A 23499-nucleotide genomic window follows, 5' to 3' on the forward strand; every position below is an offset into this window, starting at 1 on the left:
AGGGTTTTTACCTGGGGGTGCTCCTGAATTGGGGACCCAGCAGCCGCCTCAGCGCTTCCTGCTCGTCCCAGGCCGGCTCCGGCACGGCGGGCTCCACCTCCACCCGGCGGGAGGCCAATGACAACCGGACGGCGGGGTCCCCCAGCAGGATGTAGTTGGCGAGATCCTGGCGCTGCATCCACAGCCGGGCCTTGTCCGCCGGAGTCACGGAGGACGGACGTCCATCCATGAGGTCCATCTGCTCCTGGTTGTAGAGCGTCGCCAGCTCGCTGCTCGCCTCGTTGAGGAACTGCAGCAAGGTGCTCAGGGCGACACCGGCGCGGCTCCCCTGGGCGAGCGCCCTCAGCAGCTCGATGAAGCGCGAGGTCGTCCGGCGGCCCCTGTCGTTGAAGCCGCAGGACCAGGCCAGGTCCACGTGCCCCATCACCGCCAACGGCCCGTTGGGGTTGGCCAGCGCGGCCTGGGGCAGCGCGGCGATGAAGGGCCGCTCCCCCTGCTGGGGCAACGCCTCGAGTCCCCTGCGTGCGTTCGGGTCGCTCGTGGGGAGCTGGCGCAGCCAGTGCGTGTAGCTGCTCCGCGAGGGCGTCCCCGCGCTGAAGCACGCGAAGCTGAACCAGACCCCTCCCGGGAGGAAGGGCCGCGACGCGAGCGCCTCCGCCGGCAGGAACCGCCCGTCCGGCAGCAGCAGCTCTCCCTGATGCGCGAGCCGCTCCTCGGGCTTGCCCCAGCCGCCCGAGGGCCGACCCCTGCCGTGGCTCAGCGTGAACAGCACGCCCGGCCCGGGCCGCTCCGCGTGGGACAGGAGCTCCTCGATGGACACGGCCCCCTCCCCTCCCAGCTCGAGGATGTCCGCCGCGGGGAAGTCGTCCAACTGCTGGCGCTCCCGGCAGGCCGCGACGCTCGGGGCGATCAGCATGTCGTGCCCCATCTCCGTCGCGGGGGTGCGGTCCCGCGAGGTATAGAAGAGCATGCGCGCGCTCGCCTCTCGCGCGGCCTCGCCCTCCCACCGCAGCACCTTCTCGACGTAGGCCTCGTAGCCCGCGTCCGACGCGAAGGCCAGCCGCCCCACGAAGGCATCGGTGGTCAGCGCCTGCTGCAACTCCAGCGGCACCTGGTGCAGGTCCCCCAGCAGCAGCAGGTAGCGCGGGCGGTTCCTCTCGGACATCGTCTCGTCGCGGAAGACCTCCTTCTTCCATTCCGCGGCGAACGCGCCGTCCATCACGGACGGGACGCGGTAGAGCTCCACCGGCGCACCTCCCTGGGACGCCTGGCGCAGCCGCCGCAGCGGCTCGACGAGCGCCAGGAGCCGGTCGCCCTCGCGCCCCTCCGGAACCACCAGACCCCAACGCTGGGCGGGCAGGTCGTTGGGATCCTTCGTCGCGTCCCACAGGTCATCCGGCAGCTCGACGGCCTGGGGCCGTGGAGCGCGCTGGAGCGTCTCCATCTTCAATCCCTGGCCGGGTGCGGCCGGGCGTTCATCGGCTTGGGCGAGCAGCAGCTCGAGTGTCATGGGTTCCCCCCTCCGTTCCACGGTGAATCCATCCCGTCGCGACTCACGGGTCAGTGCTACGCCGCGATCTGCTGCGTGCTCGTGCTGAGGGTGCTCACGCCGTTGGAGGGCAGAATCGAGCGCGCATCGAAAGCCTTGGGGAAGGCCGCGGCGACGTACTGCTGCAGGAAGCTCAGCGACGGCCAGTCGCAGAGCCCCACGTAGGTTCCGGTCGCCCGCATCCGGGCCACGAAACCATCGAGGTGCACGGCCACCTCGCCCCTGGCCGCGAAGACGAACAGGTGCTTGCCCGATTCCGGAACGTCGGTGCACACGCCCAGGGCCAGGAATTCCTCATGGCCGGGCAGCGGCATGATGAAGACCTTCCGCGCGGAGACGTACTGCGCGGGCCACGTGGGGCCGTCGGAGATGGGCACGGACATCACCGCCTCCCACAGCGAGGGACCCGCGCCTCCCGCGTAGGAAATCCTCCCCGCGTCGGTCGAACCCTTGGGCGGCGAGGTCTCCGAACCATCGAAGGGGTCGTCGGAGGTGTACCGCTTCACGAGGGGCCACGGTAGCGGCACCCGCTCGTAGAGCTCCACGTCGGCCCCGGACCGCTTCATCCGCTCCAGGAAGTCCCCGAGGCGCTCGCCCACCCGGCCCCTGGCCACGAAGAGCACCGTGTTGGACGGGTCGAACACGCCGAAGGCCACGAACTCGGCGGGGTTGGACAGCGGCATGAGGAAGACGCGCCGCGAGCGGTCCTCGACCCCGCGCCAGTAGGGGTAATCCACGGAGAACTTGAGGTTGTAGAGGACCGGCTCCTGGTAGCTCATGGCTGACTCCTGTGCTGGGAAGGATGGAATCGCTCCACCCGTGCACAAGAACGGCCCCGGTCCGGTTTGTTACCTCGCCTTCTTTTTTTCTCATTCGAAGAGCAGCACGCTGTCGAGCCACGTCGCTCCCCGGCCCGCGCGCAGCCACTGCACGCGCTCGTCACGCAGCGCGAGAGCCGGCGCCGTCCCCGAGCGGATGCGCTCGCGGACGGCGTTGAAGAAGGCCCCCGCCTCCAGGTCCGGAATCTCCACGGTCGCCGCGAGCACGCCGCGCGCGCCCGCCTCGATGAAGGAGGCCGGGAGGCTGAAAGGCGTCTCGAACGTGTAGGCCGTGTGCGCGGCGTGGCAGGCCACGAGCACCACGAAGGGCGCCCCCCGCAGGGAGGCGGAGCGCACCCGCGGCACGCTCAGCTCCGGTCCGTCCTGCTCGGGCGCCAGCAACAGGTAGGAGGTGTTGGAGTAGCCGTCGACGATGCCGTGGGCCACCAGGTCGATCTCCGTGGCATCCCTCATGGCGGAGAGGACCCGGGACGGAGTCGCCTCGGCGCCCGAGAGCGTGACGCGCTGTTCCTCGGAACCGAAGACGGGAGTCCAGGCATTGAGCCGCTTGAGAGAGGCCTCGGTTGGCAGCTCCGCTTCCACGTCGTAGACGACGAGGTGGACCGAGGGCCCCACACGCGGGGCATGGGAAGGCGAGGTGCGCGTCAGATAGCTCCAGGCCATTTCCGGCGGGAGCAGCCCCGCCCGGCCATGGAGCGGAGGCCGGGCCAGCACCTCCACCCGAGGGCACGTGCGCAGGGCCGCCAGGAGCTTCTCCGGCACGAACCCGTCGAGCCGCTGGGGCAGCGGCTGGCGCCGGGACTCGTCGAAGTGGCCGAGCAGCTCCCCGGAGGCGCCCCGCGCCAGCAGCAGCGTCCGCTCCGAGTCCGCGGTGACCGCCAGCAGGCACTTCCCTGGCAGCTCCATGCCTCGCTCGCGCGCGAACAGCTCCAGTGCTTCCGGGAAGGCACCCCGCCGGCCCGCGTCATGCAGAAGCGAGGTGTAGCTGTAGGCGCGCGCCCGCCGCGCCCCCGGATCCTCCTCGAGACCCGGAGCCGAGGCCTCCTCGATGGCGCGCTGGAGCAGGGCACGCCCCTTCGCCGCGTCGCGCTCGATGTAGAAGCGCCCCCGCATGTGCGTGGCGACCGCGCGCTCGCCCGCGCTCAACGCGGGCCCGGCCGCCTCCAGCGCCTGGTTCAGGTGGGCCTCGTCCCCGGGCTCGCTCTTCAGCCGCGAGATGTCCGTCAGGGAGTAGGCGCCGCTGTACAGGAGCGGAAGACCCGTGGCCAACGCGGAATCGATCTCCCGCCGGGCCTCGTCCACCCGCAGTTCCCGGAACGCGATGCTCGCGAGATCCTGATGGGCACGGCGCCGCATGTCCGGATCCTCCCGGCCCCGCTCGAGATACTCCCCCAGGTAGGCACGCGTCAGCGCCGCGTCGTTCACCACCCGGGCGATCTGCGAGAGGTTCCACAGCAGATCATTCTCCAGCTCCCACTCGTTGTTCTCGCGAGCCGCCTTCCAGCTCCGCTCCGTATGGGTGCGCGCGGCGTCGACCATGCGGCGCAGGATGTAGAGGTTGGACAGCTCGCGATCGATGCAGAGGCAGCGGTACTCGACGCCGCGCGCCGTGCAGAGGCCACGCGCGGCGAGGAGGGTCCGGGTGGCCTGGGTCCAGCGCCCGGCGGCGCTCTCGGCCCTGGCGCGCTCCTGCGCCGCGAGGAGCTGGAACCAGCGGTCCCCCGTGGCGGCGGCCTTCGCCTCGTAGAGCTCCAGGTGACGGGCGGTGGCGCCCATCTGGATGAGCGCGCCCAGGAGGATGTCATCTTCCCGCGACTGGAGGAGCGCCGCGAGGAAGCGCTCCCGCTCCTCCGAAGAGAGGCGCTTGTCGATCAGCTCCGAATACTGGCGGGCGAGCGGGGCGCGGCGCGAGAAGTCCGCCTCCGCGCTCCGCTGCACGTAGCGCTCGAGCACATCGCCGCCCTCCCGCGCATCCAGCTCCCGAGCCACGGGCAGCAGCGCGAGCACCCGCTCCCGGTCCGGGGCGGACCGGACGGCGTCGTAGAAGAAGAGACGCGAGATGGGCACCTCACCGAAGCCCCTGGGCGGCACGCCCGGAGTGGCCTCGCGGAGGGCCCGGCCCGCCTCCCGGGTGGCCATCCACCGGGTGCGGCGCTCGAACACGGCGCGCTGGAGGGCCTCGGCCTTCCGCGCGGCCTCATCGGACCAGCCGGGCTCCTTCAGGGCGGCGACCTCGGTGAAGGCCCGGGCCGCCAGCAGCGGCAACCCCAGCTCGCGCAGCGCCAGGCCCCGGTTCCACAGCGCCTGCGGATGACGAGGGTGCGTCTCCAGCACGCCGTCCACCAGCCGGAGGGCCTCCTTGGGCTGGCCCTTGAGCAGCAGCGCCACCGCGCGGTCGTTGTCCAGCTCCGGCGAGTGCTCCAGCTTCTCCAGCTTCCGGAGCGCCTGATCCGCCAGACCCTTGTCGTCGCGAACCAGGTAGGCCGCCACGAGGCCGTGGGGATCCTCCCGCTCGAGCCAGGCCATGGCCTCGAGCGGCAGCTCCTCCGGGTTGCCCGTTCCGCCCATCATCTTCGGAGCCGGGGGACGATAGACGTCGGCGCCGGGGTGGCCGAGACGCGCCTCCAGCAGGCGCTCGGTGCGCTGCGCCAGCCACACGTCCTGACGGGGCTTGGAGGGCAGCAGGAAGCGCACCGCCACCAGCACCAGCAGGGCCGCGGCGAGGGCGGCCGGCACCAGCACGACGGACCGCTTCCAGAAGGCGACGGGCGGGACGCGCGATAACGGAGCCGGCGCGCGCTCCTCGGCGTTCTCCGCGTGGCGGTGGGCCAGCAGCTTGAGCTGCAGGAGCTCCGTCACCTCGCGCTGGCAGCGGGCGCAGTCGGGAAGGTGCTGGCGGAACGCCTCGGCGTGTTCGGGAGCCAGCTCCCCGTCCACGAACAGCTCGACGTTGTCACAGAGGCTGTCCATCAGTTCACTCCGGATTGGATGTGGCGCAGGAGGAACTCGCGCAATCTGGCGCGGGCATCGTGCAGCCGCTTGGAGACCGTGCCCACCGGGATGCCGAGGGAACGAGCGATGTCCTGGTATTTCTTCCCGGACGCGTGCAGCTCGAACGTGGCGCGAATCTTCGGGCTCAGCGTCTGGAGGGCCTCGGAGAACTGCGCGTCCGTGAGCGTGTCATAGACGGGCCGGGCGTCGGGCTCATGCTCCACCACCACCTCGTTGCTCAGGTGGGGATCCTTCGCGCCCTGGGCCTGCACCCGCCGCCTGCGGCACTGGTCGTAGAAGAGATGGGTCAGGGTGGTGACCAACCAGGCCTCGCAGCTGCGCTCGTTGGGGAGCGCCTCCAACTGGCCGAAGGTTTGGATGAATCGTAGCAGGGCGTCCTGCACGAGGTCCTCCGCGTCGGTGGCATTGCGGCAGAGGTTGTGGGCCTGGGCAAGCAGCCAGGCTCGATACCGCGTGGCGAACTCCCCGGCTCGTTGCTCGCTCTTCGCCGTGTCCATTGGCCCCCTTCGTCGCCCCGGGCCCTGCTCACGGGGACGAACGGGCAGCTTTATGACACGGGCCCCACCTGTTGAGGAGGGTCCTTCCGGGTCCGTCTGGCCCCACGACTGGGGGACGTCCGGTTGCCGGGCCTCACCGGGGGTGCGCGCCGCGTTCATCGAGGGTGCTTCGAGGGCCTCGGGATCGCATGACCGTGGAGGAGCCAGGAGCCGCATCAATCTTCTCGTTCGAAGGAGCCAGGGGGAGGACCGCGTGCCCTCCCCGCTCCGGCAAGACGCGAAGAGAGGGATTTGTTACCCGCGCCGCCGACGAGGGATGCCGCGGGTAACAAACCAGACCCCTCGCGTCCTTTCTTCGCGGGGGCGGTGATTCCAAACGAACGGCCCCGGCAAACCCATTACTGACAGCTGACCAGACCGCTCCTGGCCCTCTACGGACGTCGGGTGGGGGGAGAGGGCCAGGGGCGGCTCTGGGAACAGCGTGGGCCGCCCGTCTGGCGGAAAATCCGCGGGAAATAGGTGCGGGTAACAAACCCGCCGACGTGCGTCCTCTTCGAGGAACACGGGGAGCCGGCGCACGCCGTGGCCCCCGTGCAAAACGAGGGGGATTGCACATGAGCACAGCACACCTGGGGGAAGTGAGCCCACGACCCGAGTCCGGCCAACACGAGGGACCTGAGGCCGGCCCCTACGAGTTGGTGCTGGAACTGTCGCGCGCGGACAGCCCCGAGGATGCCCACGACTTCCACGCTGGGTCGCGGGACTACCTGGTGCGGGTGGGAGAAGGCGGCGTGAAGCGCGCCAGCCTTCCCTGGGCGGAGCTGCTGGGAGACCTGGCGGCGCTGACCGGGGGAAAGCCAGATGAGGAGATGGCCCGGCGGCTCGGGGAGCGGATGAGACGCTTCCTGGACACGCTGGACTGGGGCGGGCACGAGGAGGCGCTGGAGAGGGCACGTGGCAAGGGAGGGCAGCTGCGGCTGGTGGTGCGCTCGTCGGCGGCCGAGCTGTACTCGCTGCCCTGGGAGCTGGTGACGCTCGAGGGCAGCGGACGGCACCTGGCGGACGTGCCGGGGTGCACGCTGCGCTACGAGTGGCCCGGGCAGCGGGGGGAAGAAGCGCGCAGGGGGGCGGCGCGCGAGGGACGGGTGCTCCTGGCCTGGTCGGAGGCAGGTGGCGCCGTACCGGAAGACGCTCACCTGCTGGCACTCATGAAGGCCAGCCAGGAGGGAGGCTTCGCCTTCGACTCACGGCGGGACGTGCTGCCGAGGGTGTCGCTGGAGAGTCTGGACAAGAAGCTGAGGGAAGCCCAGCAGGCGCAGCAGCCGGTGTCCGTGCTGCACGTGCTCTGCCACGGAGCACCCCTGGAGACGTCGGGGCCGGGCCTCCATGGATTGGCGTGGAACGCCTCCGAGGTCCGGGGCGGTACCAAGGAGCTGGTGGACGGAGTGGCACTGGGCGCGGTGCTGGCGCCCTACGCGGACACCCTGCGCATGGTGGTGCTGTGCGCCTGCCATGGCGGAGATGGCGGCAGGGTGGCCGGCTACCTGGGCAGCGTCGCGCAGGAGCTGCACCGCGCCGGCATCGACATGGTGGTGGCCTCCCGGCTGCCCTTGTCGACCGTGGGCTCGGTGCTGCTGGCCGAGACGCTGTACCAGAAGCTGCTGGTGGACTCCCGCTCACTGGAGGAGGCGCTGGGGGCGGTGCGGCGCCGGCTGAGGGTGGAAGCCAGGAGCTTCGATTGGGCCTCGCTACAACTGTACGCGCGCCGGGAGGGCGAGGCGGATTTGAGGCCGGTGGTGTTGCGGCCCTACCGCGGCCTGCTGGCCTTCGGGCCGAAGGACCGGCGCTTCTTCTTCGGCCGAAGCCGCCTGGAGGCGGAGCTGCTGGAGCGGGTGGCGCAGGCGACGAGAGGGCAGAGGCCGCGCTTCCAGGTGGTGGCGGGAGCCTCGGGAGCGGGCAAGTCCTCGGTGGTGATGGCGGGGCTGGTGCCGCAACTGCCGCGAGAGGAGTGGGACTGCCTGGTGGTGAGGCCCGGTGAGCTGGTGCGTACCGAGCCTGAGGTGGCGGGGAAGCGCTCCGTGGCACTGAGGGAGCTGCAACACCGGCTGCACCGGGTATGGGACCTCGAGCCACTGCCGACCGGCGAGGGAGCCAGCCAACAGGAGGTGGTGGAGGAGGTGCGGCGGCTGAGGAAGGCGCGGCCGGAGCGCAAGCTGTTGTTGGTGGTGGACCAGATGGAGGAGCTGTTCACCCAGCTCGGAAGCGAGGAGCGCCAGGCATTGCTGAGGGCGGTATGGGCGCTGGGGAAGGAACCGGAGCTGGGATGCGTGGTGATCGCGACGGTGCGGGTGGACCACTTCGAGCGCTGCGGAGAGGTGATGCTGGATGAACAGACGCGGCTGGACACCGTGGTGTACGCCGAGGAGCACCGTCTGTTCGTGCCCCAGATGGGGCCGGAGGAGCTGGCCGAGGCGATAGAGAAGCCGGCGCGCGTGGTGGGGTTGGAGCTGGAAACGGGGCTGGTGGAGAGGTTGCGCGGTGACGTGGGGCAGGAACCGGGGGCGCTGCCGCTGCTGGCGCATGCACTGGACCTGCTGTGGCAGAGGAGGGAGGGCAGGAGGCTGACGCACCGGGCCTACGAGGAGTTGGGGGGCGTGACCGGAGGCCTGACCCAGACGGCGGATCGGCTGTACGAGGAGCTGGGCGAAGGCGAGCGCCAGCAGATACGGCGGCTGCTGGTGCGACTGGTGGCCGTGAAGGACATGGGCAGCCCCAGAGCCCGGGAACGGGTGTGGGTGGAAGGGATGAGGCCGCGGGACGGAGAGGAACGGGCCGCCTTCGAGTCGATGCTGGAGAAGCTGGTGACGAGCCGGCTGCTGGTGAAGGGAGGCACCCCGGAAGGCGGAGAAGGGAAACACGGGGCGTGGGTGCAGCTGGCGCACGAAACGCTGCTGCGGAAGTGGAAGCTGCTGGCGAGGTGGGTGGAGGAGGACTGGGAGCGGGAGCAGCAGCTCCGGGAGTTGGAGACATGGGCGGAGGACTGGGAGGAGAACCAACGCAGTGCGGATGGAGGAATCTCCTACCTGCTGACGGGGGACAGGCTGGGTTACGCCAGGAGCCTCCGGGAGAAGCACGGGGGAGAGCTCTCGCCGCGCAGCCAGCAGTTGCTGGAAATGTCCGAGGCCCTGCGGGAGCGCCAGCAGGAGGAAGAGCAGCAGAAGCAGCGGGCCTTGTTGGAGGCTCGGGCACGTGCGACGCGCTTCTTCCGCAGTAGCTTCGTGGTGACGGCCGTGCTGCTGGTGGTGGCGATCGCCGCGGTGGCCATCGTCTCTCACCTGCGGCAGCGGGAAAGAGAGCAGCGGGTGCTCTCGCAGAACACGGCCCGGCTCCTGCTGGCGGAGCAATACCGCGGCCAGGACCCGGCCCGGAGCCTGCTCTTCCTGCGTGAGGTGGGCAACGCCGAGAAGAGTCAGAAGTGGCTCACGACGGCCATGGATGTCCTTCAGCGGCCCATGGCCGGAGCCGTGCTGCGGGGCCACGGGGGTTGGGTGCTTTCGGCCGTCTTCAGTCCGGATGGGCACCAGGTGGTGACTGCCTCCGCGGACACGACGGCACGCTTGTGGAGCGCGCGAGGAGTGCCTCTGGCGAGTTTGGAAGGCCATGAAAGCTATGTGCTCTCGGCTGTCTTCAGTCCGGATGGGCAGCGGGTGGTGACTGCCTCCGCGGACACGACGGCGCGTGTGTGGAGCGCGCAAGGCGAGCTGCTGGCGAAGTTGGAAGGCCATGGCAACCATGTGAACTCGGCTGTCTTCAGTCCGGATGGGCAGCAGGTGGTGACTGCCTCCTCGGACGGGACAGCGCGCGTGTGGAGCTCGCGAGGCGCGCAGCTGGCGGTGCTGGCGGGCCACGAAGCAAGGGTGCTGACAGCCGCATTCAGTCCGGATGGGCAACGGGTGGTGACCGCCTCCGAAGACGGGACGGCGCGCGTGTGGAGCATCCAGGGAAAGACGCTGGCGGTGCTGAAGGGTCACGAAGCAAGGGTGCTGTCGGCGGACTTCAGCTCGGATGGGCAACGGGTGGTGACGGCCTCCGGGGACAGGACGGCGCGCGTGTGGACCGCGAACGGAAAGACGCTCGCGGTACTGGGGAAGCACCAGGGCCAGGTGGTGTCAGCCTCCTTCAGCCCGGACGGGGAATGGGTGGTCACGGCCTCCGATGAGGGAATGGTCCGGGTGTGGCGTGTCCAGGAGGGAGCGCTGTTCGCGAAGCTGGAGGGCCACGGCGGAGTGGTATCCAAGGCTGCCTTCAGCCCGGACGGAACGCGAGTGTTGACGGCCTCGATGGATGGAATGGGGAGGGTATGGACCCTGGATGGGAGGCTGTTGGCGACGCTGCCGGGCCACGGCGGGGGCGTGTATTCCGCCCACTTCAGCCCGGATGGCAACCGGGTGGTGACCGCCTCGAAGGACGGCACCGCTCGGGTGTGGAGTGCCGAGGGAGCGCTGTCGGATGAGCTGGAGGGCCACCACGGCTGGGTGATGAAGGCCCACTTCAGCCCGGATGGACAGCGGGTGGTGACGGCCTCCGCGGACGGCACCGCTCGGGTGTGGAGTGCCGAGGGAGAGCCGTTGGCGAAGCTCGAGGGTCACACGAGCCGCGTCATGAACGCCGTATTCAGCCCGGACGGGACGCGGGTGGTGACGGCCGCCCTGGACGGCACCTCCCGGGTGTGGAGTGCGGAGGGAGAGCCGCTGGCGAAGCTCGAAGGTCACACGGCTGCATTCAGCCCGGATGGGGCCCGGATCGTCACGGCCTCCAGGAAGACGGCGCGGGTGTGGAGCACGGAGGGTGAGCCATTGGCCGTCCTGGAGGGCCACGCGGGTGAAGTGAAATGGGCCGCGTTCAGTCCGGACGGGACCCGGGTCGTCACCGCGTCCGAGGACGGCACCGCACGGGTGTGGAGCGCGAAGGGTGAGCCGTTGGCCCTCCTGGAGGGCCATGGGTCTTCCGTGTGGACAGCGGCCTTCAGTCCGGATGGGACACGGGTGGTCACGGCGTCCATGGATGGCACCGCCCGGGTGTGGAGCCTGGAAGGAGCGCCGATGGTCCTGCTGCAGGGACACAAGAGCGGTGTGGTGTCGGCCGCTTTCAGCTCGGACGGGACGCGGGTGGTGACCGCGTCCCTGGATGGCACCGCGCGGGTATGGGGCGCGAAGGGTGAGTTGCTGGCGGCGCTGGACGGCCACGGAGATGCGGTGTTGTCGGCCGCCTTCAGCCCGGATGGAGAGCGGGTGGTGACGGCCTCGTGGGACAAGACCGCGCGGGTCTGGTCGGCGCAGGGGGCGCTGCTGGCCAGACTGGAGGGGCACGGAGCAGGTCTGTTGTGGGCCGCCTTCAGCCCGGATGGGGAGCGGGTGGTGACGTCCTCGTCGGACGGGGCCGCGCGGGTATGGCCTGTCAGCTTCAAGCTCGCGATGGAACGCCTGGAAAACGCGACCTACGACTGTCTGACGAGCGAGGAACGGCAGACGTACCTGGATGAAACACCCGAGGAGGCATTGGCTGGCTTCGAACGCAGCCAACGAGCACTCGAGCAGCGGCGCTTGAGCCAGAGCGCCAGGCCACCTCACCGGGCCCAGGGACTCACCGCGCTCGGGGCACCACGGCCCACCGTCCGTGGCGCTCCGTGACACACGTCGGAAACGCGGGGTAACAATCCTGAAGTCCGGCGTCTTTCTCATGCACCTGCCGAAGAGAGCTGCACAGCAGCTCCTCACAGCGCTCGAGGGGGAAGACACGTATGATTCAGCAGAACCGAAGCGAGCCCATCACCCGCCAGATCCCGACGCCCGACATGTCCCAGCTCACGCGGATGCTGCTCGAAGCGGCGGGCAAGGACTCGCGGGTTCGTGAAGCCATCAACCCGGTGCTCGCCTGGAAGGTCCAGCCGTTGGATCCAGCGAGTCTGAAGGCATACAACCGGCTCCGCCGGCCAGGGGCCCTGCGCAAGTTCCTCGGCTTGCAGGAGGGAGCCGCCACCCTCATGACCATGAACTACATGCGGGCGATGGATGCCCTCATCCAACCAGGGCTCGTCGACAAGCTCCAAGGATACCTGGCCGACCCCAACCAGCTCGCCGAGACGGTGCGGAAGGGGCTGGCCCGGTTGGGAGAGCGGTTCGATGGCGACCTGCTGGTCCAGTTCGAGACGGAGGCCAGCCAGGCGCCGGCGTTTGGCCGCGAGGTCACCACCGCGATGAAGTCGCTCGAGGAGCTGCTCGAGGCGGTTCAGCGGGAGCCCGCCATCCAGGCGCTGGCGGGTGTGGTCCCGATGGTCTGCGCCACATTGGATTCCCCGGAGAACAACCTCGGCTTCTTCGGTGCCTCCATTTGTACCGCCACGACCTTCGAGGAGTTCCTGGTCTGCCTGGCGATCGCGGCGGTCATCATCGTCATCATCCTCATCTTCTTCTGAGCCATCCCGGAGCGACGGCCCGGCCAGGGAAGACCCACGAAAACAGAGGCGGGTAACAAACCCGCCGATGTGCGTCCTCTTCGAGGAACGCGGGGGAGGCGCACGCCGTGCCCCCCGCGCGAGCGAGGGGGATTGCACATGAGCGCAGCACACCTGAGGGCAGAGAGCCCACGACCCGAGTCCGGCCAACACGAAGGACCGGAGGCCGGCCCCTACGAGCTGGTGCTGGAGCTGTCACGCGCGGACAATCCCGAGGATGCCTACGACTTCCACGCCGGGTCGCGGGACTACCTGGTGCGGGTGGGAGACGGAGGCGTGAAGCGCGCCACCCTTCCCTGGGGGGAGCTGCTGGGAGACCTGGCGGCGCTGACCGGAGGAAGACCCGACGGGGAGATGGCCAGACGGCTCGGGGAGCGGATGAGGCGCTTCCTGGACGCGCTGGACTGGGGCGGGCACGAGGAGGCGCTGGAGAGGGCACGCGGGAAGGGAGGGCAGCTGCGGCTGGTGGTGCGCTCGTCGGCGGCGGAGTTGTACTCACTGCCCTGGGAGTTGGTGACGCTCGAGGGCAGCGGACGGCACCTGGCGGACGTGCCGGGGTGCACGCTGCGCTACGAGTGGCCCCAGCAGCGGGAGCCAGGGGCACGTGGGGGGGGAACACGAGAGGGACGCGTGCTCCTGGCCTGGTCGGAGGCAGGCGGCGCAGTGCCAGAGGACAAGCACCTGCTGGCGCTGATGAAGGCCAGCCAGCAGGGTGACTTCGCCTTCGACTCGCGCCGGGACGTGCTGCCGCGGGTGTCGCTGGAGAGTCTGGACAAGAGGCTCGCGGAGGCGCGGGACGCCCAGGAGCCGGTGTCCGTGCTGCACGTGCTCTGCCATGGAGCGCCCCTGGAGACGTCGGGGCCGGGCCTCCATGGGCTGGCGTGGAACGCCTCCGAGGTCCGGGGCGGTACCAAGGAGTTGGTGGATGGAGTGGCGCTGGGCGCGGTACTGGCGCCCTACGCCGACACCCTGCGCATGGTGGTGCTGTGCGCCTGCCATGGCGGAGATGGCGGGAGGCTGGCCGGATACCTGGGCAGCGTCGCGCAGGAGCTGCACCGCGCCGGCATCGACATGGTGGTGGCCTCCCGGCTGCCCTTGTCGACCGTGGGCTCGGTGCTGCTGGCCGAGACGCTGTACCAGAAGCTGCTGGTGGACTCCTGCTCGCTGGAGGAAGCGCTGGAGGCGGTGCGGCGCCGGCTGCGGGTGGAAGCCAGGAGCTTCGACTGGGCCTCGCTTCAGCTGTACGCGCGCCGGGAGGGCGAGGCGGACTTGAGGCCGGTGGTGTTGCGGCCCTACCGCGGCCTGCTGGCCTTCGAGGCGAAGCACCGGCGTTTCTTCTTCGGACGGGAGAAGCTCTCGCGGGAGCTGTTCGAGCGGGTGCGGGACGCGGCGGCGGGACGCAAGCCCCGCTTCCAGGTGGTGGCGGGGGCTTCTGGCGCGGGCAAGTCCTCGGTGGTGATGGCGGGACTGGTGCCCCTGCTATCCCCGGAGGAATGGGACGTGGTGGTGGTGCGGCCCGGTGAGCTGGCGGCGGAGGGCGCTGCCTCGGAAGAAGGGTTTCCGTCGCTCCGGGAGCTGAGCAGGCGGTTGCGTGCGGCCCATTCCCCCGAGCCACTCTCGGCGGGGCAAGGGGCCACCGAGACCGAGGTGCTCGTCGAGGCGCGGCTGCTGCGCCAGGCCCGGCCCGGGCGCGGGCTGCTGCTGGTGGTGGACCAGCTCGAGGAGGTGTTCACCCAGCTGGCGAGCCTGGAGGAGCGCTCCTCGCTGATGCGGGTGTTGTGGACGCTCGCCAGGTCGACCGAGCTCGGGTGCGTCGTCCTCGGCACCCTGCGGGTGGACCACTTCGAGCGCAGTGGGGAGGTGGCGCTGGACGAGCGGACGCGGCTGGACACGGTGGTGTACGCCGAGGAGCACCGCGTCTTCGTCGCGCACATGGAAGAACAGGAGGTGGCGGCGACCATCGAGCGGCCAGCACGTGCGGTGGGGCTCGAGCTGGAGGCGGGACTGGTGGAGCAGTTGTGCCAGGACGTGGGCAAGGAACCCGGAGCGCTGCCCCTGCTGGAGTACGCGCTGGACCTGCTCTGGGAGCGCAGGGAGGGCCGGCGGCTGACGAACCGGGTGTACGAGGAGCTGGGAGGCGTGACGGGAGCCCTGACGCGAACGGCGGAGCGACTGTACGAGTCGCTGTCGGAGCCCCAGCGAAGGCAGGCGAGACGGTTGCTGGTGAGGTTGGTGGACTTCCGGGATGCGGCGAGTCCCCAGACGCGGCGGCGGGTGCGGGAGGAGGAGGTGCGGCCCGTCGAGCAGGAGGTACGCGAGGCGTTCGACGAAGTGCTGGAGAAGCTGGTGAGAAGCCGGCTGCTCGTGAAGGGCGAGGAGCAGTCGGAGGGAGAAGGCGGGACGTGGGTGCAGTTCGCGCACGAGGCGCTCATCCGGCGGTGGAAGGCGGTCCAGACCTGGGTGAAGGAGGACTGGGAGCGGGAGCAGCAGCTGCGGGAGCTCGACGCCTGGGCGAAGGCGTGGGAGGCACGACAGGGGGGCGGGGACCGGGGAACGTCGTACCTGCTGACGGGAGACAGGCTGGGCTACGCGCGCCGCGTGAGGGACAACCATCGCGGAGAGCTGTCCGCGAGGAGCTTGCGGTTCATCGCGGCGTCGGACGTGGCCGAGGCGCGAAGGAGGAAGCAGCTGGGCGCCGTGGTGCTCTCGCTGGCCGTGCTCCTGCTGCTGGCGGTCGTGGCCGCGATCGTAGCGGCCTGGCAGAGGGAACAAGCCATCGAACAGCGCCGGGAGTCCGAACACCAGCGGACCCTGGCGCTCGATGCCTCGCGAGTCTTTCAGGCCAGGCGCTTGCTGGAACGAGATCCGACCGCGGCGGCGCTCGTCCTGCGTGAGGTGCTTCACCCGGAAGAAACACCCGAGTGGACGCAGACAGCCCTCGACCTCCTGCGCAATCCCGTGAGCGCCGCTGTCCTGACGAGACATCAGGAGCTCGTCACGAGCACCGCCTTCCTGGAGCAGGCGAATGGGAGGATCGAACCGGGGATACGCCGCTCCTCCGAGAAGAGAGCGTGGTCGATGGACTTCAGCCCAGACGGGCAGTGGGTGGTGTCGGTCACCAGGGACAGAACCCCGCGGGTGTGGCGTGCGGATGGGTCGGGCGAGCCGGTGGTGCTCCGCGGTCATGAAGACCGGGTGTCTTCCGCTGCTTTCAGTCCGGACGGGCAGTGGGTGGTGACGACTTCCATCGACAAGACCGCGCGGGTGTGGCGTGCGGATGGGTCGGGCGAGCCGGTGGTGCTCCGCGGCCATGAGAATGCCGTGGAGTCGGCCGTCTTCAGTCCGGACGGGCAGTGGGTGGTGACTGCCTCCATGGACGGAACGGCGCGGGTGTGGCGCACGGACGGGAGGGGCACACCGGTGGTGCTCCGCGGCCATGAGAATGCCGTGGAGTCGGCCGTCTTCAGCCCGGACGGGCAGTGGGTGGTGACGGCTTCCTTGGATCTGACCGCGCGGGTGTGGCGTGCGGATGGGAGGGGCACCCCCGTGGTGCTCCCTCACCACCATGGCCGCGTGCGGTCAGCGGCCTTCAGCCCGGATGGGCAGTGGGTGGTGACGGCCAGTGGCTATGAGGCGTGGGTGTGGCGCGCGGACGGGATGGGTCCCCCCGTGGTGCTCCACGGCCATAGGGATATCGTCTGGTCGGCGGCCTTCAGTGCGGACGGGCAGTGGGTGGTAACGGCGTCCGATGACAAGACAGCGCGGGTGTGGCGTGCGGACGGAACGGGCAGGCCGGTGGTACTCCGCGGCCATGCGGATGCCGTGAGGTCGGCGGCCTTCAGCCCGGACGGGCAGTGGGTGGTGACCGCGTCCGATGACATGACGGCGCGGCTGTGGCGTGCGGACGGGAGAGGCGAACCGGTGGTGTTCCTCGGCCATGACAAGGCCGTGTGGTCGGCGGGCTTCAGCCCGAACGGGCAGTGGGTGGGGACCGTGTCCCAGGACGGGACGGCGCGGCTGTGGCGTGCGACCGGGACGGGAGAGCCGAGGGTGCTCCGCGGCCATGACCAGTCCCTGTGGTCGGCGGCCTTCAGTGCGGACGGGCAGTGGGTGGTGACCGCGTCCGATGACATGACGGCACGGGTGTGGCGTACCGACGGGACGGGTACCCCGGTGGAGCTCCGCGGCCATGAGGGGGAGCTGCGGTCGGCGGCCCTCAGCCCGGATGGGCAGCGGGTGGTGACCGCGTCCATGGATGGAACGGCGCGCGTGTGGCGTGCGGATGGGTCGGGTGCCCCCGTGGTGCTCCGGGGTCATGGGGCGGCGGTGTGGTCGGCGGCCTTCAGCCCGGACGGGCAGCGGGTGGTGACAGCGTCCTTGGATGGATCGGCGCGGGTGTGGCGTGCGGACGGGACGGGCACTCCCGTGGTGCTCTGCGGCCGTGAAAGCACCGGGGGACTCGTGAGGTCGGCGGCCTTCAGCCCGGATGGGCAGCGGGTGGTGACAGCGTCCGTGGATGGAGCGGCGCGCGTGTGGCGTGTGGACCGGACGGGCACTCCCGTGGTGCTCCGCGGCCATGAGAGAGAGGTGGTGTCGGCGGCCTTCAGCCCGGATGGGCAGTGGGTGGTGACAGCCTCCATGGACGGAACGGCGCGGGTGTGGCGTGCGGATGGGACGGGCACTCCCGTGGTGCTCCGCGGCCATGAGGAGGCGGTGCGCTCGGCGGCCTTCAGCCCGGATGGGCAGTGGGTGGTGACGGGTTCCAATGACGGGACAGCGCGGGTGTGGCGTGCGGATGGGAAGGGCACTCCCGTGGTGCTCCGTGGCAATGGGAAGGAAGTGCCGTCCGCGGCCTTCAGCCCGGACGGGAGGCGGGTGGTGACGGCTTCCATGGACACCACGGCTCGACTCTGGACATTGGACGTCTCGAGGCTCCAGGCCTTGCTGCGCACGGAGACCACCACCTGTCTGGATCGCGAGCAGCGCCAGCGCTTCCTCATGGAGACCCCCGAGCAAGCACAGTCTGGCCATGAGCAATGCGAGCGCGCTCATGGCCGGAAGCCAGAGTCCGCCTCCTCGCCCGCGGGATGAACCTGGCGATGAAATGAGCGGGAAAAAGGGCAGGTAACAAACCCGCCGCACCCCGTTTCTTCATCAACCGCCGAGGAGAGCCACCGCACAGCGGGAACTGCTCCGGGGGCGGCCATACATGCGGGGGGAGGCCGTGCCAAACGACTACTCCTCCGTCAAAACCAGACACACGAGGAGACAGCATATGAACAGCTTCCGTGCATTCACCTTCCTGACCTTCGCTTCCCTGCTGGGCGCCTGCGGCGAGGGCATGCCCGAGCCGACCGAGCAGCCGGCCCCGCAGGAGCAGCAGAGCGAGCCCCAGGTGCCGGACGAGTCCCAGGAGCAGGACGAAGCGCCGGACGTCCATGCACTCGTCGACGACGACTTCATCTACCCGCAGGAGACGAAGACCTTCGCCAGCAACTGGTTCTCGAGGACCCCGATCTACATCAACAACGTCAGCGGAGTCGATGTGCAGGCCCACGCCTGGTGCGCGAGGTACGCGTGGAGCCAGTGGGTGACGATCGCGCCGGGGCAGACCGCGCCCTTGAGCGCGCCCTGCGAGGGCACCACCATCTACATCCACAACAATGCCTCGCTGGGTTCCGGCAACAACCTGTACGCCACCGTCAACAACTAGGCCGTCCGTCGTGGAAGAGGTCTGAGCACTGACGGCCAGACATCACCCCGAGGGAGGCCCGGTCCACTCCGGCCTTCCTCGGGGAACCGGCTCGAGGGCCTCACGCCAGCATCCACCAGCTCCCGAGCACCACCGAACCGAACGAGGCCACTCCCGGCACATGCCGCAGCAGCGCCTCGGGCTTCGGCATGGCGCTCGAGCCGGCCGCCAGGGCCGCCGTCAGCGCCGCCATGGCCAGCGTGCTACCGAACACGAAGCCACCGAGGTACAGCGCCTGCCACATCCGCGAGGCGGACACCGCCGCCGGGAGCAACAGCAGCACCGCCGCCGCGCCCGTCAGGCCGTGGATGAGACCGATGGAGAGCACGCTCCAGGTGCTCGCCGCGCCCTTGCTCGAAGCGCCCGCTCCGTTGCCCGGTGTGCGGCGGGTCAGCCAACGGCGCAGGCCCACTCCTCCCGTCACCACCAGCGCGGCCCCCGCCAGGCGCTCCCCCCACGTCGCCAGGATGTCGAGCCGCAGCGCCGCGGCCACCACCGCCACCGCCGCCACACACAGCAGCGTGCCCAGCGCGTGCCCCAGCCCCCACACCAGCCCCACCCGCCAGGCCTTCCGGCGGATGCCCAGGGAGAGAGGCGCCAGGCTCAGCAGGTGATCCGGTCCCGAGATGGCGTGAAGCGCTCCCGATCCCAATCCAGCAAGTGCCGCGACCATGGCCTTCCTCCTGATGCCTCAGCGGCCCACACACGTCGGCCTCTGATGGATTCAAGATGCTCGCCGCGGCCTCATCACGCCAAGACAACGTTTTCATCGCCCTGATAGACCCGGGTTATCAGTGACTCCCCTCCCCCGGCGGGCGAGCAGGCGCGCGGCTCAGATGCGCGACGCGGCGACGGGCAGGTTCTTCAGGCGCTCCATCTCCTCGGGGGAGATGGGGTCTTCTCCGCGCAGGAACCGCTCCAGGTGCCCCAGCGAGTCGACGCCGAAGAAGAGCTCCCCATCGGCCACGACGGAGGGAACGCCGAAGCCCCCCAGCGCGAGCAGCTCCTCCGTGTCGCGGCGCACCTGGTCCTTCACGGCGGGCGTCTGCGCCGCCGCGAGCAGCGCCCGCACATCCAGCCCCACCGAGGCCACGACCGCGCTCACCCGCTCCGGCTCCACCAGACCTCCGCCTCCGGCCCACACCGCAGCGTAGAGCGCGGAGACGAGCCGGCGCCGGGCCTCCGGGTCCTGCACGGCGGCCGTCACCCGGAGCGCGAGCAGCGGGTTGAAGGGATGGCTCGCGGGCATGACGAAGGGCACGCCGAGCTCGTGGGCGATCCGCCGCGTGTGCTTGTAGATGTAGAAGCGCTTGGCGGGCACCTCCGCGGGTCCCGTCGTGCCGAGCACGTTGAGCATCCCCGCGAACAGGACCGGCACGAGCTCCACGGAGCGGCCGTGACGCCCGGCCAGCGCCGGCAGCTGCGTCCACGCGAGATACGAGTACGGCGAGACGTAGTCGAAGAAGAAGCGGAGCGGGGCTCGGTTCATGGCCCCGACTCTACGCCGTCCGAACCCCCGCGCGTTCCTCGGGAGAGGACGGGGACGTCGCGCCCGACCGGCTCCACACCAGGGCGAGCCCCACCACCACCGCCACCAGCGGCACCGCGCACAGCAGATCCGTCAGGTAATGGAAGCGTCCCACCAGGGTGGCCGCGATGAGACCCAGGCCCGGCAGCAACATCACGCGGAAGACGCGCCGCTCGAAGCGGAAGGCATACAGCAGCACCAGCAGCGTGACTCCCGTGTGCCCCGAGGGAAAGCAGTCCCGCGCGAAGGGCGGCGTGCGCATCACCGAGTCCAGGAAGGGCGTCAGCCACAGCCCGCTCAGGGGCTCGGAGAAGGAGTGGAAGAGGAAGTAGCGCGGGCCGATGGCCGGCACCAGCGCGTAGCTGAAGTAGTTGAAGGAGAAGAAGAGGCTGAGCGCCAGCAGGTACTCGTCGAAGGAGCTCCTCTGCCCGGTGAAGTACAGCACCCCCGCCAGCGCCACCGGCCAGATGAAGTGGCCGTAGTAGCAGATCATCAGGATCTCCGTGAGCCAGGGAGGCACCACGTGCCCGAGCAACACCGAGGCCTGCGCGCCGAGCAGCAGCTGGTCCATGGCCGCGAGCTGGGCATCGCGCAGCACCGGGGTGATGGCGTCCACCAGGGGATTGAGCAGCCCGTGGCTGACGCTCAACACCGGCAGCAGCCAGAAGGAGGCCACGAAGGCCAGCATCTGGTGCCGGGGGAAGGCGGCCTCCAGTGTGCGCAGCACCAGCGGCCCCAGCGCGAGCGCCAGGAACCAGACGGAGGACTCCGTGGCCCCGGGCGCCCACCGCGCCGGCCCCGCGAGCGCCAGGGCGGCCACCGCGCAGGACACCAGGATGACGACATCCACCCCTCGCAGGTGCACGTCCCCGCGCAGCGCACCCGCGAGAGTCTTCTCGTGCAGAACCCGTCGGAGACGTCTCATGGCGCTGCCCATCCCGTTAGTTAGCTAGCATCAACTAACTAATCCTGATTCAGGAATCAAGCGGGGGGGGGGCCGCGCTTCAGCGCGTGGTTCCCGACAGCTCGCGGACGAGGTCTCGCCCGGCGAGAAAAGCCGCCGCGATGAGAAGCAGACCCATGCCGCGCACCACCCAGGTCAACGCGGAGCGCGGTAGTTGATTCTCATAGCGACGCAGCAGCCAGACGAACAGCAGCTCCCAGCAGGCCACGCCCGCGCCCGCCGCGGCACCGAAGGGGAGCGCGAGCACCTCGGAGAAGGTGAGGAGCTGCCGCGAGTAGAGGAACGCGACCGCCGCGCTCCACGTGGCCAGCAGGGTGGGATTGAGCGCGGAGAGGGTGAAGCCGAGCAGGAAGCCCGTGACATGCCAGGCCCGCCGGCCGGAGGGCTCCTCCTCCTCCGCCTCGGGCCTCCACCGGAGGAAGTACACCCCGAGCACCGCCAGTACGAGGGTGCTCACACCATGCGAGATGGGAAGGATGATGGGGCGGTCCGCGAGGAACGTCGTGAAGCCCCAGAAGGCCACGGTGGCATAGAGGGCTTCCGCCGCCGCCGCTCCCAGGCCGACGCGCACGGCCACGCCGTAGCGCTTGCGGACCCCCAGGGAGAACACCATCACCGCGATCGGACCCGTCAGCGGCATGGAGCCGATGAACCCGAACGCGAAGGCCATGAGCGCGGTGAGGAACACCTCAGTCGCCCTCTGTCTCCGTCACCTTCTCGCCCAGGCTCTGCAAGCGCGAGTAGAGGCGCCTGCGCGTGATTCCCAGCAGCTTCGCCGCCGCCGTCTTGTTCCCCCCGGCCCGCTCCAGCGCCGCGTACAGCAGCTCACGCTCGAAGGCATCCAGGTTGAAGCCCTCGCCCAGCACGTCCGCCGCCCGCACCGCCCTGCTCCCACCCCTCGACAGCGAGGGCCCCCCGGCGCCCACATGCTCCGCCGCGATGTCCCCTTCCCCCGACAGGATGAGCGCGCGCTCCAGCATGTTCTCCAGCTCGCGCACGTTGCCCGGCCACCCGTACCCCGCCAGCCGCGCCTCCGCCTCCTTCGACAGCTTCGAGGCCGGCAGCCCCTTGCGCGACAGGAAGGCCCGCGCCATCGGCACGATGTCCTCCTTGCGCTCGCGCAACGGCGGCACCTCGATGCTGAAGACGTTCAGCCGGTAGTAGAAGTCCTCGCGGAACCTCCCCTCCCGCACCGCCGCCACCAGATCCCTGTTCGTCGCCGCCACCACGCGCACGTCCACCTTGCGCGCCTGCGTGCTCCCCAGCGGTACGAACTCGCGCTCCTGCAGGAAGCGCAGCAGCTTCACCTGCGTGGCCGGTGTCACCTCGCCAATCTCGTCCAGGAACAGCGTCCCCCCATCCGCCGCCGCCAGGTGCCCCGCCTTGCGCTCCGTGGCCCCCGTGAACGCGCCCTTCTCGTGGCCGAACAGCTCGCCCTCCAGCAGCGTCTCCGGCAGCGCCGCGCAGTGCACCTCCACCAGCGGCCCCGCCGCGCGCTTGCTCGAATAGTGGATGAGCCTCGCCAGCTGGCTCTTGCCCGTCCCGCTCTCGCCCAGCAGCACCACGCTCGCGTCGCTCGCCGCCACCTGCCGCGCCGCCCCCAGCGCCTGCTTCATCCGAGGGCTCTCCGCCACCAGGTCCGGCGTGAGCCGCCGCACCAGCCGCTCGCTCTTCGTCTCCGCCGCGCGCTGCTCGGCCAGCCGCCTCACCCGCAGCCGCACCTCGTCCATCGCGAAGGGCTTGGTGAGGTAGTCCGCCGCCCCGGCCTTCATCGCCGCCACCGCGTTCTCGGCGCTCCCGTACGCGGTCATCATCACCACCGAGGGCGGTGTGGGCAGCGCCTGCGCCGCCTTCAGCACCTCCAGCCCGTCCACCTCCGGCATCCGCAGGTCCGTCAGCACCACGTCGAAGCCGCCGCGCGCCAGCTCCACCAGCGCCCCGCGCCCGCCCGTCACCCGCGTCACCGCGTGCCCGTCCAGCTCCAGCGCCTCCGCCACGAGCTTGCCGAGCTTCACCTCGTCGTCCACCACCAGCACCTGCGCCATGCGTCACCTCCCGCGCGTCCGCGCCCATCATGCCTCGGGCCCGGACACCTTCAGCCCTCTCGAGGGGACCCCCACCCTCCCCTCCCCGGCCACGCAGCGGACGGTCAGGTACCTCTCCGGGCAGGTGCGCCCCTGTCAGCCGCACCCGGGCGTCTGCCCGTCGCGGCAGTCGAGCACGCCTTCCTGGATGGGCAGGTCGAACACGATGCGCAGCGGGATGTTGGCCCTGGCACTGGCGTAACAATGATCCGGCATCGGGGCATCCTGCGGAGGATTCTCGCAGGTGGCGTCCGCCGTCTGACGGCCGACGAGCTCCACGAGGGTGGTGCGGATCTCCCCCTTCAACCGTCCGTCCTGGAGGCCCGTGAACCGGACCTGGAAGTCAGGCTGCCCCACGCGGTGCACCACGCTGCGCGCGCCGATCCGCCAGCCGGTGGCCTCGAGCCCCTCCACCTCCTTCAGCTCGTAGCTCACGTGCTGGGCGTGCGCGCGCAACGACTCGAGCGTCATGTCCTTCACCACGACCGGCTCGAAGCTGAGCGACAGGTAGATGCCCCGCGCGTCGTACGAGTAATGGCGGTAGTCGTAGTGCTCGTCACAGAGCACTCCCAGAGGGCAATGGATGACGAGCCCCCGGGCCGCGTCCGTCTCGCGCAGCTCGATGACGCGCTCCTTGCCCTCCTGCTCGTCCGCGAAGGACTCCAACTGCTCCTGCACGACGCTCTTGGGCGCCCCACAACCCGAGAAGAGGGCCGCCGCCACGATTCCAATGAGGATGTGTCTCATGCCGCGCGGGTAG

At 70.1% G+C, this 23499-nt stretch carries 14 protein-coding genes; 4 read left to right on the forward strand and 10 right to left on the reverse strand.

What is annotated here, in order from left to right; genetic code table 11:
* Window positions 1-7: 7 nt before the first annotated feature.
* The 4 genes from JRI60_RS48755 to JRI60_RS48770 form a co-directional block, all read right to left on the reverse strand.
* Window positions 8-1510: a hypothetical protein gene (locus JRI60_RS48755; protein WP_204222923.1), complete on the reverse strand. Its 1503-nt coding sequence runs from the start codon at window positions 1508-1510 to the stop codon at window positions 8-10.
* Window positions 1511-1566: 56 nt separating this feature from the next.
* Window positions 1567-2328 carry a hypothetical protein gene (locus JRI60_RS48760; RefSeq protein ID WP_204222924.1) on the reverse strand — a complete coding sequence of 254 codons (762 nt, stop codon included), beginning with the start codon at window positions 2326-2328 and terminating at the stop codon, window positions 1567-1569.
* Window positions 2329-2418: 90 nt separating this feature from the next.
* Entirely contained in the window at window positions 2419-5358 is a 2940-nt protein-coding gene (locus tag JRI60_RS48765; protein WP_204229430.1) for a CHAT domain-containing protein, read from the reverse strand.
* Window positions 5358-5897, reverse strand: coding sequence for an RNA polymerase sigma factor (locus tag JRI60_RS48770; RefSeq protein ID WP_204222925.1), 540 nt, complete (start codon window positions 5895-5897; stop codon window positions 5358-5360). Before JRI60_RS48770 ends, JRI60_RS48765 begins: the two co-directional genes overlap by 1 nt.
* Before the next feature lie 614 nt (window positions 5898-6511).
* Between JRI60_RS48770 and JRI60_RS54895 the strand changes: the two genes are divergently transcribed.
* The 4 genes from JRI60_RS54895 to JRI60_RS48790 all read left to right on the forward strand — a co-directional run bounded on the left by JRI60_RS54895 (window position 6512) and on the right by JRI60_RS48790 (window position 18124).
* Complete coding sequence (locus JRI60_RS54895; protein WP_204222926.1) at window positions 6512-11587, forward strand: CHAT domain-containing protein; 5076 nt, start codon at window positions 6512-6514, stop codon at window positions 11585-11587.
* A gap of 110 nt (window positions 11588-11697) precedes the next feature.
* The gene (locus tag JRI60_RS48780) at window positions 11698-12372 is read left to right on the forward strand and encodes a hypothetical protein (protein WP_204222927.1); all 675 of its coding nucleotides are present in this window, start codon (window positions 11698-11700) and stop codon (window positions 12370-12372) included.
* 138 nt (window positions 12373-12510) lie between these two features.
* Window positions 12511-17502 carry a CHAT domain-containing protein gene (locus JRI60_RS48785; RefSeq protein WP_204222928.1) on the forward strand — a complete coding sequence of 1664 codons (4992 nt, stop codon included), beginning with the start codon at window positions 12511-12513 and terminating at the stop codon, window positions 17500-17502.
* Between the two features lie 184 nt (window positions 17503-17686).
* Entirely contained in the window at window positions 17687-18124 is a 438-nt protein-coding gene (locus tag JRI60_RS48790) for a hypothetical protein (protein WP_204222929.1), read from the forward strand.
* A 100-nt stretch (window positions 18125-18224) separates the two neighbouring features.
* On the opposite strand, the gene JRI60_RS54130 is transcribed toward JRI60_RS48790, so the two are convergent.
* The 6 genes from JRI60_RS54130 to JRI60_RS48820 form a co-directional block, all read right to left on the reverse strand.
* Window positions 18225-18836: a hypothetical protein gene (locus JRI60_RS54130; protein ID WP_239470181.1), complete on the reverse strand. Its 612-nt coding sequence runs from the start codon at window positions 18834-18836 to the stop codon at window positions 18225-18227.
* A gap of 159 nt (window positions 18837-18995) precedes the next feature.
* Window positions 18996-19652, reverse strand: a complete 657-nt coding sequence (locus JRI60_RS48800) for a 2-hydroxychromene-2-carboxylate isomerase (RefSeq protein ID WP_204222930.1) — start codon at window positions 19650-19652, stop codon at window positions 18996-18998.
* 10 nt (window positions 19653-19662) lie between these two features.
* Window positions 19663-20616, reverse strand: coding sequence for a phosphatase PAP2 family protein (locus tag JRI60_RS48805; protein WP_204222931.1), 954 nt, complete (start codon window positions 20614-20616; stop codon window positions 19663-19665).
* 79 nt (window positions 20617-20695) lie between these two features.
* Window positions 20696-21325 (reverse strand): LysE family transporter, encoded by a 630-nt coding sequence (locus JRI60_RS48810; protein WP_204222933.1) that lies wholly within the window; start codon window positions 21323-21325, stop codon window positions 20696-20698.
* Between the two features lie 19 nt (window positions 21326-21344).
* On the reverse strand, window positions 21345-22700 hold the full coding sequence (locus tag JRI60_RS48815) for a sigma-54-dependent transcriptional regulator (RefSeq protein ID WP_204222934.1): 1356 nt from the start codon (window positions 22698-22700) through the stop codon (window positions 21345-21347).
* A 135-nt stretch (window positions 22701-22835) separates the two neighbouring features.
* A complete protein-coding gene (locus tag JRI60_RS48820) occupies window positions 22836-23486 on the reverse strand; it encodes a hypothetical protein (protein ID WP_204222936.1) in 651 nt (216 codons plus the stop codon).
* Window positions 23487-23499: the final 13 nt, after the last annotated feature.

This window comes from Archangium violaceum (genome assembly GCF_016887565.1).
Taxonomy (GTDB): Bacteria; Myxococcota; Myxococcia; order Myxococcales; family Myxococcaceae; genus Archangium; species Archangium violaceum_B.